Below are 12755 nucleotides of genomic sequence, written 5' to 3' on the forward strand. Positions count from 1 at the left end.
CAATGGCTAAAGTGACACGCGCAATTATCGTGGGTGGCGGGATTGGCGGCGCGGCGACCGCGCTATCGCTAGCCCGTCAGGGCATTAAAGTGATGTTGCTGGAGAAAGCGCACGAGATTGGTGAAATTGGCGCAGGTATTCAGCTCGGGCCGAATGCATTCTCTGCTCTGGACAGCCTTGGTGTGGGGGAAGTTGCCCGTCAACGCGCCGTTTTTACCGACCACATCACGATGATGGATGCGGTAAATGCGAAAGAGGTAGTACGGATTGAAACCGGGCAGGCGTTCCGCGATCACTTTGGCGGTCCTTATGCGGTTATCCATCGAGTTGATATTCACGCCAGCGTTTGGGAAGCGGCGCTGGTGCATCCTAACGTTGAGTATCGCACTTCAACTAATGTGGTTGATATTCGCCAGACAGAGAATGACGTGACGGTATTTGACGAGCACGGCAACAACTGGACGGCGGATATTCTGGTGGGCTGTGACGGTGTAAAATCGGTTGTTCGTCAGTCTCTGATTGGCGATGCTCCACGGGTTACCGGGCACGTGGTCTATCGCGCCGTGATTGATTGCGATGATATGCCGGAAGATTTGCGCATTAACGCGCCGGTATTGTGGGCCGGACCGCATTGTCATCTGGTGCACTATCCACTGCGCGGCGGCAAACAGTACAACCTGGTGGTGACCTTCCACAGTCGTCAGCAGGAGGAGTGGGGGGTGAAGGATGGTAGCAAAGAGGAAGTGCTCTCCTATTTTGCGGGTATTCATCCACGCCCCCGTCAGATGCTGGATAAACCGACGTCATGGCGGCGCTGGTCAACCGCCGATCGTGAGCCGGTAGAGAAATGGGGAACCGACCGCATCACGCTGGTGGGAGATGCCGCGCACCCGGTGGCGCAATATATGGCGCAAGGAGCCTGTATGGCGCTGGAAGATGCTGTCACGCTAGGTAAAGCGTTACAGCAGTGTGACGGCGATGCGGCTGATGCCTTTGCGCTGTATGAGTCGGTGCGTATTCCGCGTACCGCACGCATCGTCTGGTCAACGCGAGAAATGGGACGCGTCTACCATGCCGCAGGTGTCGAGCGTCAGGTGCGTAATCTGTTGTGGAAAGACAAATCGCAGGCGGAATTTTATCGCGGTATGGAATGGTTATACGGCTGGAAAGAAGATAACTGCCTGCTGCCACGCTGAGCCTCTTTAATCTCCCGAACGGAGGCGCTACCATAGCGCCTCTTTTTTTGCGGGTGACGATATGCGTGTTTTACTGGCGCCGATGGAAGGCGTGCTCGACTCACTGGTGCGCGAGCTGCTGACTGAAGTGAATGATTACGATCTGTGCATCACCGAGTTTGTGCGCGTGGTGGATCAGCTCCTGCCGGCAAAAGTATTTCATCGGCTCTGCCCGGAACTGCATAACAACAGCCGTACGTCATCCGGTACGCAGGTTCGCATCCAACTGTTGGGGCAGTACCCGCAGTGGCTGGCGGAAAACGCGGCGCGTGCGGTAGAACTGGGATCGTTCGGTGTCGATCTGAACTGTGGTTGTCCGTCAAAACTGGTGAACGGCAGCGGCGGTGGCGCAACGTTACTGAAAGATCCTGAGCTTATCTACCGGGGCGCAAAAGCTATGCGCGAGGCGGTCCCGGCTCATCTCCCGGTGACGGTGAAAGTGCGTCTGGGCTGGGATAACAGCGATCGGCAGTTTGAAATTGCCGATGCCGTGCAGCAGGCTGGCGCCAGCGAACTGGCGGTGCATGGTCGAACCAAGGAACAGGGCTATAAGGCAGAACATATTAACTGGCAGGCGATTGGCGAGATCCGCCAGCGACTGACTATTCCGGTTATCGCGAATGGCGAAATCTGGGACTGGCAAAGTGCTCAGGATTGCATGGCTATCACCGGCTGTGATGCGGTGATGATAGGACGTGGCGCATTAAATATTCCAAACCTGAGCCGCGTGGTGAAATACAACGAGCCGCGTATGCCGTGGCCTGATGTCGTGACGCTGTTGCAAAAATATACCCGTCTTGAAAAGCAGGGGGACACCGGGCTGTATCATGTAGCGCGGATTAAGCAGTGGTTAGGGTATCTGCGAAAAGAATATTCAGAGGCAACCGCGCTGTTTCAGGAAATTCGTGCGTTAAACAATTCGCCGGATATCGCGCGTGCGATTCAGGCTATTACCCTTTGAACACAGCTGATGCGCCAGACCGGATTAAATGTTAATGCCTTATCCGGGCTGGCTGATAGGCAGCAATATCAAAAAATCATCTTAAACATGCCTGTTACCACCAACAGTCCAATCAGAAAAATAATCAGAATAACCCACAGCAGAATTTTCATTAACTTTCCTTTTTTTGGTAAGTTCAGATTGAGTATAGGAAAGTATTAATCATTCTGCCTGGAGGCGCTGTTATGCAGGTTTACGTGCGCTGAGCAGAAACACCATCGGCCGCTCTTTTTCTTCATCTAACGCTGGGTTTTCAGCAATCTGTTGCGCGGAAGGTCCCCATTCATCGACACAAACGATGTCGAATCCGGCCCCAATCAGCGCATTAATCCAGGTCGCCAGCTTACGATGCTGTTTTTTGACGCCCTCAGCAAACCAGTTACTGATGCGCTCACCTTCCTGCTGATAATGATTAATCGGCCAGGAGAGTTGCCCGGTTTTATCTTTGATCCAGCCCTGGTTAAGCGGTGCGGTATAAATTGGATGCTCAGCAGAGAAAACCAACATACCTCCCGGTGTTAATGACTGGTAAATGGTTACGAATAATCGTTCTATATCGTGCAAATAGTGCAGGGCAAGCGAGCTATAAACCAGATCAAAGGAATTTCGGGACAAGGTAAGCGTTTCGAGATCTTCACGCTGATAAACGATGCCATTACCCTGCGTCATACTGTGCGCCTGAGTTAACATTTTTTGTGAAATATCCAGTCCCATTACACTGGCAGCCTGATTATCGCGTGCGTAGCGGCAAAACCAGCCATATCCACAGCCCAAATCAAGAATGTTTTTGCCTTGAAGAGAGGGGAGCATCGCTTGTATTGTCGGCCATTCTGGCGCGCCGTCGAGCCCCTTTACTGAACGATCCAGCGTGGCATATCCGGCAAAGAACTCAGGATCGTCATAGATATTCTGTGACATAAAATCTCCATCCATTAATTATTAAAACTATTTAACCTATATTATTCGCGAGGTGTATATTTTTCTGATTTTATATTTTTATTGCCAAAGATGTATTGCCACGCGTAACTAAAAAAGCAAAAGCGACAAGTCGTAATCTCTGCACATCTTTTCTTACCTGTATATCTCCATGAATCGTAATTCTGTGTTTATCACCACGGCATTGTTGCTGCTTTTTGTTCTGATGGCAGGCTGTGCGCCTATGCATGATGACCGCCAGTCTCTGTCACAGCAGACCCCTGCTGCGAATGTCGATACCACATTGCCTGCCGCGTTAAAAAATGGCTGGCCGGACAGCCAGTGGTGGAGGGCATATCACGACCCACAACTTAATGCGTTGATTGACAGCACGTTGCGAAATTCTCCTGATATGCAGGTAGCGGAACAGCGCATTCAACTGGCGGAGGCGCAGGCTAAGGCTGTGGAAGCACAGGATGGCCCGGAGATCGACTTCTCCGCAGACGTTGAGCGTCAGAGAATGTCAGCTGAGGGGCTGATGGGACCGTTTGCCATTACCGATCCGGCCGCCGGAACAACAGGACCGTGGTACACCAATGGAACCTTTGGTTTAACCGCTGGCTGGAATCTGGATCTGTGGGGTAAAAATCGGGCTGAAGTGACGGCGCGTATTGGGGCCGTTAAGGCACGTGAGGCTGAGCGCGAGCAAACCCGGCAGCTGCTGGCGAGCGGTGTCTCCCGCCTTTACTGGGAATGGCAGACGCAGGCGGCGCTGAAAACCGTACTGACGCAAATCGAAAGCGAGCAGCAAAATGTGATAACCGTCGATCGTCAGCTGTATCAAAACGGTCTAACTTCTTCAGTGGAAGGCGTTGAAACTGATATTGACTCCAGCAAAACAGAGCAGCAGTTGAATGATGTCAGCGGCAAAATGAAGGTGATTGAAGCACGGCTGAGCGCGCTGACCAATGCCCAGTCCACTGCCCTGAAGCTCCATTCGACCCCACTGCCCGCGGTCGAAAGCCAGCTCCCGTCACAATTGGGTTACTCGCTACTGGCCCGCCGCCCGGATTTACAGGCGGCGCACTGGTACATTGAGTCATCGCTGAGCAGCATTGATGCGGCGAAAGCGGCATTTTATCCCGATGTGAATCTGATGGCATTTTTACAACAGGATGCGTTACATCTGAGTGACCTGTTCCGCCATTCCGCGCAGCAAATGGGCGTAACCGCCGGGCTGACTCTGCCTATCTTTGACAGCGGCAGGCTGAACGCAAATCTCGATATTACGAAAGCGCAAAGCAACCTGACGGTGGCGAATTACAACAAAGCGGTGGTGGATGCGGTGAATGACGTGGCACGTGCCGCATCGCAGGTAGAAACATTAGCGCAGAAAAATCAGCATCAGCAGCAGATTGAACATGACGCTCAGCGCGTAGTGGGGCTGGCTCAGGCGCGCTTTAATGCGGGTATTATTGCGGGCTCCAGGGTCAGCGAGGCAAAGATCCCGGCATTACGTGAGCAGTGCAACGGTCTGCTTTTGCAGGGCCAATGGCTGGATGCCTCAATTCAGTTGACCAGTGCGCTGGGCGGCGGTTATCACGCGTCCTGATTAATCGGCCCGACGGTGTTCTGCTGTCGGGCCATCTTCATTGCGCTTTACGCGTGCTTCGCCGTTTCATCCACCAGCGGACGCCCGCGACAATCCCGATAACCAGCACCAGCCAGATGCCATGCTTGATATGCTGGTCAAGGCTGTGCAGCCACGGCGCTATCACTTCACCACCGATGTAGCCCAGAGTCGTAAATAACGATGCCCAGACAAGCGCACCAAGAATATTTAGCGGTAAAAAGATCTTCGGCGGCAGGTGACTGGCGCCAATCAGTAAGGGACCAATAACGCGAAAGCCGTACATAAAGCGCGTACCGACCACAAACAGGTAAGGACGTCGCTGGATCATCTTCTGTGCGTAATCAATTTTCGCCTGGTGGCGCGAGAAACGCTGCAAAATTTTGCCGCCAAAACGACGTCCGAGTAAATAAAGCAACTGATCGCCAATCATCCCGCCCAGCGCGACCGAGAGTACCACCAGGGGAAATTTCAGGACGCCCTGATGCGCCGCAACGCCGCCTAACAGGGTAATGGTTTCGCCTTCCGCCAGACTGCCGATGATTAACGCAGCATAGCCGTATTGCGCAACATAATGATTTATATCCATACGATTGTATGACCTCCACTGCTAATAGCATACACCCTATGATTATTTGATGCCGGAAAAGCCGCGTAGTAGCGCTTAAGGTCGCTCAGCTCTCCAATGCCTGATGGCGCTTCGCTTATCATGCCTACGCCTGAACAAACTTTTTACCCGGCGCTTCGGTATTTTTTCTGTGTACATAAAATAATCAAAAGCTGAATTATACTTGAAGTGTTGAGGTCCGGAGCTGACAACAAGGGGGCGGTATGAACCATGTCTGGGGGCTGTTTTCCCATCCCGATCGTGAAATGCACGTGATCAACAGCGAAAACGAAAGCGTTTCGCATCACTATACCCACCATGTACTGCTGATGGCGGCAATCCCGGTGGTTTGCGCGTTTATCGGTACTACACAAATCGGCTGGAATTTTGGCGATGGCAATATCCTGAAGCTATCTCTGTTGACCGGATTTGCGATGGCAATTCTGTTTTACGGGGTGATGCTGGCGGGCGTCGCCGTTATGGGGCGGGTTATCTGGTGGATGGCGCGTAATTACCCGCAGCGCCCGTCGCTGGCGCATTGTATGGTTTTTGCAGGATATGTCGCGACGCCGCTGTTTTTAAGCGGACTGGTCGCACTTTATCCGCTGGTCTGGCTGTGCGCATTGGTGGGGACCATCGCGTTGTTTTACACCGGCTATTTACTTTATCTCGGCATACCGACGTTCCTGAATATCACACGCGAGGAAGGGTTAAGTTTTTCCAGTTCGACGCTGGCGATCGGTGTGTTGGTGCTGGAAGTTCTACTGGCTATTACGGTAATCCTGTGGGGTTACGGCTACCGATTATTCTGACGGATAAACCTGTCTGCGCTGCGTTGTTGACGTAAAAGTCAGCAACGCAGCATTTCGAGACGATTCTCCTGTGGCGGCAAACCTGCCGGATCGCTATGATGCCTGAGCTAGCTTGAGATAATACTTAGTCTCTGGCGGTGTGCGTTGTGACGTGCGTGAACCATTATCAGAAATCTCATCATGCTGAAATTCCGAGTTTCATTATTAAGCCTTGCCCTGGTGCTGGCCGTTCCTTTTGCACCCCAAGCCGTGGCGAAAACGGCAACTACCGCAGCGGCTTCTCAACCTGAGATAGCGTCCGGTAGCGCGATGATTGTTGATCTGAATACCAACAAAGTTATCTATTCGAACCACCCGGACCTTGTGCGTCCGATTGCGTCGATTACCAAATTAATGACCGCGATGGTGGTGCTTGATGCACGACTGCCGTTGGATGAGAAACTGAAAGTTGATATCAGTCAGACACCGGAAATGAAAGGCATCTACTCTCGTGTGCGACTGAACAGTGAAATTAGCCGTAAAGACATGCTACTGCTGGCGCTGATGTCGTCAGAAAACCGTGCGGCAGCCAGTCTGGCGCACCATTACCCTGGCGGTTATAACGCGTTTATTAAAGCCATGAATGCCAAAGCGAAAGCGCTCGGCATGACTCAGACACGCTTTGTGGAACCAACCGGCTTATCGATTCATAACGTCTCGACAGCTCGTGATTTAACCAAGCTGCTGATCGCCAGCAAGCAGTATCCGCTGATTGGCCAGTTAAGCACTACGCGTGAAGATATGGCGACCTTTGCCAACCCGGCTTATACGCTGCCATTCCGTAACACCAACCATCTGGTATACCGCGATAACTGGAATATTCAGTTAACCAAAACCGGATTTACCAATGCGGCAGGCCACTGTCTGGTGATGCGCACCGTGATCAATAACAAACCGGTGGCGCTGGTGGTGATGGATGCGTTCGGTAAATATACCCACTTTGCCGATGCCAGCCGTTTACGCACCTGGATTGAAACCGGCAAGGTGATGCCGGTTCCGGCGGCAGCGCTGAGCTACAAAAAGCAAAAAGCGGCGCAGATGGCGGCGGCAGGTTCAGCTACGGGTGAGCAAACCGCGCAAAACGATTAAACCGTAGGCTGGCCAAGCGAAGCGCCCCCGGCAACGTGCCCGATGGCGCTTACGCTTATCGGGCCTACGATTCTTTCCAGAACTTTTGCTTACTCGTTTTACCAATACCCGGATTCATACTGTTGGTGGGGTCATTCTCGCGGTAAAAACGGGTTAATGTTTCCGGTGCTTTATACAGATGTCCGACGTTATGCTCTGCCGGATACTGTGCTCCGCGTTCGTGCAGAAGCTCCAGCATCTGCTCTTTCAGCGCATGTGCATCCACGCCTTTTTTCACGATGTAATCCTGATGGAATACATAGCACATAAAGTGACCGTAATAGAGCTTATGCACCAGTTGACTGTCGATTTCTGGCGGCAGATGCTCATACCATTCGGTGTCGTTACGACGCAGTGCGATATCCAGCGCCAGAATATCTTCTACTTCATCGGCATGTACGGCCTGATAACGAATTGCCGCGCCAGCCGCCGCAAAGCGATGCAAAAACGCCTTGCTGCCTTCTTCTGGGGTACAGGCAAAGAAGTCGCCTTCAGCGGTTTTGAAATATTCGCTGAGCCAGTTTTGCGCTTCAGCCACGCCGCCACCGGCCATTTTTAACAGCAGGTGATGCTCGTACTTATCGCGCCAGCTTTTCATGCGTGCCGGTAAGTGGCTGGGGAACAAATGACCAAATTTCTGCATTGCCCGGTCGGTGAAATGCGGACGGAAAATTTTCACTTTTTCCAGCATCGCATCGGTGCGACCTTTCAGGGTGAAAAAGAACGGCATTTTGTCGGTGCCGAGCTTGTCGATCATTAGAAACGTATCTTTGCCATATTGCTCGGCGATGTCGTAAATATCGCGGTGCATATATTCACCGGCGACCGGCAGGTGCTCAAATTTTGCCAGAATATGACGGCGGATTTCCGTCAGCACTTCAGGCTGATTGGTACCGATGTAAAAGACCTGCTGATTTTTTTCGGCTTCGAAGGTGTCCAGACGCACGGCGAAAACCGCGAGCTTACCTGCACAACCGGATGATTCAAACAAGCGATCCGGATCGGCGTTATAGCGGGCGGGCGTGTCCGCCTCAATATCTCTGACGCGGGTGACATAGTCGTGATCGTGCGCGTGTCGCCCGTCGTGGCGGACATCGTCATCTTTAATCCGCTCGTCATCAAGTTTGCTCAGGATCTGTTCCGGGGTCTGGCCCAGCTCGATACCCAGATGGTTGACCAGCTGCAATTTACCTTGTTCGTCAATACGCGCAAACAGCGACATCTCGGTATATGCCGGGCCGCGCTGTACCAGCGAGCCGCCGGAGTTGTTGCAAATGCCGCCAATTACCGAAGCGCCAATACAGGATGACCCGATCACAGAATGTGGCTCACGGCCAAACGGTTTGAGCGCCTTTTCCAGCGAATACAACGTTGTACCGGGATAAGCCAGCACTTGTTCGCCTTTGCCGATGACGTGCAGTTTATCCAGGCGCAGGGTGCTGATAATGACAATTTCGCGGTCGTAATCATTTCCGCTCGGCGTAGAGCCTTCGGTCAGGCCGGTATTGGCGGCCTGCATCAGGATAATTTTATCTGCGGCGACGCAAGCATTGAGAACGCGCCACAGCTCTAAAAGCGAGCCGGGGAACACGACGGCGAGCGCTTCGCCCTGGCCGGAGCGGAATCCCTTGCGATAGCGGGCTGTTTTAGCAGGTTCAGTGAGCAGGTGAGAATGACCAACCAGACGGGTCAGTTCATTCAGGAAAGCTTTATTATCTGTTGTAATGGAAGACATTCTCCACTCCTTGTGGTGGGACTCAATATCAGGAACAAGCATAGCGCTTTGTATGACAATACGCTTTCTCATTCATATTGTCTCTGGTTCGTCTTCTAATGATTTGCGCTGGTTTTGAAAATTAGGAGAATAACCTTAGCTTTCTTTATCGCTCCCGTTTAGTCTTACGGCAAACTGCGGTTTTTGTTATATTTTCGCTGCCTCGTCGGGAAAAAATAAAGAGAGAATCAACATGAAATGGCTATGTTCTGTAGGTGTCGCGGTGAGTCTGGCGTTGCAACCAGCGCAGGCGGACACGCTGTTTGGTAACCATCCTCTGACGCCAGAAGCGCGGGATGCATTCGTTACCGATTTACTTAAACAGATGACCGTGGATGAGAAAATTGGGCAACTACGCTTGATAAGCGTCGGGCCTGATAACCCGAAAGAAGCCATCCGCGAGATGATCAAAGACGGGCAGGTTGGGGCAATTTTTAACACCGTCACGCGCCAGGATATCCGCAAAATGCAGGATCAGGTGATGGAACTCAGCCGCCTGAAAATTCCTCTCTTTTTTGCCTACGACGTATTGCACGGCCAACGTACCGTGTTCCCGATAAGTCTCGGCCTGGCGTCCTCTTTTAATCTCGATGCGGTCAGAACCGTTGGCCGTATTTCCGCGTATGAAGCCGCCGATGATGGTCTGAATATGACCTGGGCGCCAATGGTCGATGTCTCTCGCGATCCGCGTTGGGGCCGTGCTTCAGAAGGTTTTGGTGAAGACACGTATTTAACGGCTACGATGGGTAAAACCATGGTTGAAGCGATGCAGGGTAAAAGCCCGGCGGATCGCTATTCGGTGATGACCAGCGTCAAGCACTTCGCCGCTTATGGCGCGGTTGAAGGTGGCAAGGAATATAACACCGTCGATATGAGCCCACAGCGTCTGTTCAACGACTATATGCCGCCGTATAAAGCCGGGCTGGACGCTGGTAGCGGTGCGGTAATGGTAGGACTTAATTCGCTAAACGGTACGCCTGCAACCTCAGATGCATGGCTGCTCAAAGACGTGCTGCGTGATGAATGGGGCTTTAAGGGTATTACCGTTTCCGATCACGGCGCGATTAAGGAACTGATTAAGCACGGTACTGCCTCCGATCCTGAAGATGCGGTGCGTGTGGCGATCAAGTCCGGCATTAATATGAGTATGAGCGATGAGTATTACAGCAAATATCTTCCGGGCTTGATTAAATCCGGCAAAGTGACGATGGCGGAGCTGGATGACGCCGCGCGCCACGTGCTGAACGTGAAATATGATATGGGGCTGTTTAACGACCCGTACAGTCATCTGGGGGCCAAAGAATCTGACCCACAGGACACCAACGCGGAAAGCCGTTTGCACCGTAAAGAGGCGCGTGAAGTAGCGCGAGAAAGCCTGGTGCTGCTGAAAAACCGTCTGGAAACGTTGCCGCTGAAAAAATCCGCCACCGTGGCAGTCGTCGGTCCGCTGGCTGACAGCAAGCGTGATGTGATGGGCAGTTGGTCCGCCGCCGGTGTTGCCGAACAGTCGGTAACGGTACTGACGGGGATTAAAAACGCCGTCGGCGATCAGGGCAAAGTGCTGTACGCCAAAGGGGCGAATATCACCAACGACAAAGGCATTGTCGATTTCCTCAATCTGTATGAAGAGGCGGTGAAGGTTGACCCGCGCTCGCCTCAGGCGATGATCGATGAAGCCGTGAACGCAGCGAAGCAGTCTGACGTGGTGGTTGCGGTAGTCGGCGAAGCGCAAGGTATGGCGCATGAAGCTTCCAGCCGCACCGATATCACTATTCCACAGAGTCAGCGTGACCTGATTGCCGCGCTGAAAGCCACCGGTAAACCTCTGGTTCTGGTACTGATGAACGGACGTCCGCTGGCGTTGGTTAAAGAAGATCAACAGGCCGATGCGATCCTCGAAACCTGGTTTGCCGGGACGGAAGGCGGTAACGCCATCGCCGATGTGCTGTTTGGTGATTACAACCCGTCAGGCAAGCTGCCGATGTCTTTCCCGCGCTCTGTCGGACAGATTCCGGTCTATTACAGCCATCTCAATACCGGTCGTCCGTATAACGCAGATAAGCCGAACAAGTACACGTCGCGCTACTTTGATGAAGCGAATGGTCCGTTGTATCCCTTTGGTTATGGCCTGAGCTACACCACGTTCACGGTTTCTGATGTGAAGCTCTCTTCTCCAACGATGAAGCGTGACGGGACCGTGACGGCCAGCGTGCAGGTGACCAACACCGGCAAGCGCGAAGGTGCGACGGTGATTCAGATGTATTTGCAGGACGTGACCGCTTCCATGAGTCGTCCGGTAAAACAGCTGAAAGGTTTTGAGAAAGTGAATCTTAAGCCGGGTGAAACCCAGACCGTCAGCTTCCCGATTGACATTGAGGCGCTGAAGTTCTGGAATCAGCGTATGCAATACGATGCAGAACCGGGCAAGTTTAACGTTTTCATCGGCGTGGATTCCGCCAGAGTGAAGCAGGGCGAATTTGAACTGCTGTAATTGATTAGCGAGTAAAGGCCGGGTTTCCGGCCTTTATCTTTAGACGTACGCGCCGCGTCTGCTTCTTATTTCTCATCACGTTATTGCTAACGAATCCCTCTCTTACTCCCCAATTGCCAGGTTAAGCCCTGATTTTTCGACTATGCTTTTTCCTCAAGTCTCTGAAAAGGGCCGCAAAAGGATGAGGAGTACAGCATGATAATCTCAAAAGTATCGGTGGGTTCGCTGGCGCTGTTAGCTGCGATAAGCCTACCCTTACAGGCCGCGTCACCCGTCACGGTCGGTTCAAAAATAGATACCGAAGGGGCGCTGCTCGGCAACATTATTTTGCAGGTGCTCGAAAGCCATGGCGTGAAAACCGTCAATAAAATACAGCTTGGTACCACCCCAGTGGTGCGTGGGGCAATCACCTCCGGTGAGCTGGATATTTATCCGGAATATACCGGTAATGGCGCATTCTTTTTTAAAGATGAAAATGATCCCGCGTGGAAAAATGCGCAGGCTGGATTCGACAAAGTGAAAAAGCTGGATGCGGAGCAAAATAAGCTGGTATGGCTAACCCCTGCACCCGCCAACAACACCTGGACTATTGCAGTACGCCAGGATGTCGCGCAAAAGAACAAACTTGAGTCCCTTGCTGATTTAGGCCGTTACCTGAAGGACGGAGGAACGTTCAAACTTGCCGCCTCTGCGGAATTCATCGAACGGGCTGACGCGCTGCCAGCGTTTGAAAAAGCCTATGATTTCAAACTGAATCAAAATCAGCTGTTGTCGCTGGCTGGGGGGGATACCGCGGTGACGATTAAAGCGGCGGCGCAGCAGACTTCTGGAGTCAATGCGGCGATGGCTTATGGCACCGATGGCCCGGTTGCGGCGCTCGGTCTGCAAACTTTAAGCGACCCAAAAGGTGTCCAGCCCATTTATGCGCCAGCACCCGTCGTGCGTGAATCGGTGCTGAAAGACTATCCGCAAATGGGAGAGTGGCTACAGCCGGTTTTTGCCAGTCTGGATGAAAAAACGTTGCAGCAGCTGAATGCCAGTATTGCCGTGGAGGGGCAGGATGCGAAAAAAGTCGCAGCAGATTACCTGAAGCAAAAAGGATGGGTGAAGTAACGGCGTTTGCA

General features: G+C 52.5%; 10 protein-coding genes. 7 read left to right on the forward strand and 3 right to left on the reverse strand.

Annotated elements, in window-relative coordinates:
* Positions 1–2 precede the first annotated feature (2 nt).
* Positions 3–1196, forward strand: a complete 1194-nt coding sequence (locus tag GUC46_RS08335) for a 3-hydroxybenzoate 6-monooxygenase (protein WP_003840133.1) — start codon at positions 3–5, stop codon at positions 1194–1196.
* Between the two features lie 61 nt (positions 1197–1257).
* Positions 1258–2196 (forward strand): tRNA dihydrouridine(16) synthase DusC, encoded by a 939-nt coding sequence (dusC, locus tag GUC46_RS08340; protein ID WP_160180083.1) that lies wholly within the window; start codon positions 1258–1260, stop codon positions 2194–2196.
* Positions 2197–2418: 222 nt separating this feature from the next.
* Here the strand turns inward: dusC and GUC46_RS08345 are convergent, their stop codons facing one another.
* Positions 2419–3153, reverse strand: a complete 735-nt coding sequence (locus GUC46_RS08345; RefSeq protein WP_060854723.1) for a bifunctional 2-polyprenyl-6-hydroxyphenol methylase/3-demethylubiquinol 3-O-methyltransferase UbiG — start codon at positions 3151–3153, stop codon at positions 2419–2421.
* Positions 3154–3322: 169 nt separating this feature from the next.
* Here GUC46_RS08345 and mdtQ point away from each other — a divergent pair, with 169 nt between their 5' ends.
* Positions 3323–4762, forward strand: a complete 1440-nt coding sequence (gene mdtQ, locus GUC46_RS08350) for a multidrug resistance outer membrane protein MdtQ (RefSeq protein ID WP_160180085.1) — start codon at positions 3323–3325, stop codon at positions 4760–4762.
* Positions 4763–4799: 37 nt separating this feature from the next.
* Here the strand turns inward: mdtQ and GUC46_RS08355 are convergent, their stop codons facing one another.
* Positions 4800–5369 carry a DedA family protein gene (locus GUC46_RS08355; protein WP_003844394.1) on the reverse strand — a complete coding sequence of 190 codons (570 nt, stop codon included), beginning with the start codon at positions 5367–5369 and terminating at the stop codon, positions 4800–4802.
* Positions 5370–5611: 242 nt separating this feature from the next.
* On the opposite strand from GUC46_RS08355, the gene GUC46_RS08360 reads away from it, so the two are divergent.
* Both GUC46_RS08360 and pbpG read left to right on the forward strand, forming a co-directional pair.
* Positions 5612–6199, forward strand: a complete 588-nt coding sequence (locus GUC46_RS08360; RefSeq protein WP_003840142.1) for a Yip1 family protein — start codon at positions 5612–5614, stop codon at positions 6197–6199.
* 180 nt (positions 6200–6379) lie between these two features.
* Positions 6380–7327 carry a D-alanyl-D-alanine endopeptidase gene (pbpG, locus tag GUC46_RS08365; protein WP_003027363.1) on the forward strand — a complete coding sequence of 316 codons (948 nt, stop codon included), beginning with the start codon at positions 6380–6382 and terminating at the stop codon, positions 7325–7327.
* Positions 7328–7391: 64 nt separating this feature from the next.
* Here the strand turns inward: pbpG and dld are convergent, their stop codons facing one another.
* On the reverse strand, positions 7392–9101 hold the full coding sequence (dld, locus tag GUC46_RS08370) for a D-lactate dehydrogenase (RefSeq protein ID WP_003027361.1): 1710 nt from the start codon (positions 9099–9101) through the stop codon (positions 7392–7394).
* A gap of 232 nt (positions 9102–9333) precedes the next feature.
* Here dld and bglX point away from each other — a divergent pair, with 232 nt between their 5' ends.
* Together bglX and GUC46_RS08380 are read left to right on the forward strand one after the other, a co-directional pair.
* Complete coding sequence (bglX, locus tag GUC46_RS08375; RefSeq protein ID WP_160180087.1) at positions 9334–11631, forward strand: beta-glucosidase BglX; 2298 nt, start codon at positions 9334–9336, stop codon at positions 11629–11631.
* 195 nt (positions 11632–11826) lie between these two features.
* Positions 11827–12744 carry an ABC transporter substrate-binding protein gene (locus GUC46_RS08380; RefSeq protein WP_130714512.1) on the forward strand — a complete coding sequence of 306 codons (918 nt, stop codon included), beginning with the start codon at positions 11827–11829 and terminating at the stop codon, positions 12742–12744.
* Positions 12745–12755: the final 11 nt, after the last annotated feature.

It is taken from the genome of Citrobacter sp. LUTT5 (genome assembly GCF_009905315.1).
Taxonomy (GTDB): domain Bacteria; phylum Pseudomonadota; class Gammaproteobacteria; order Enterobacterales; family Enterobacteriaceae; genus Citrobacter; species Citrobacter freundii.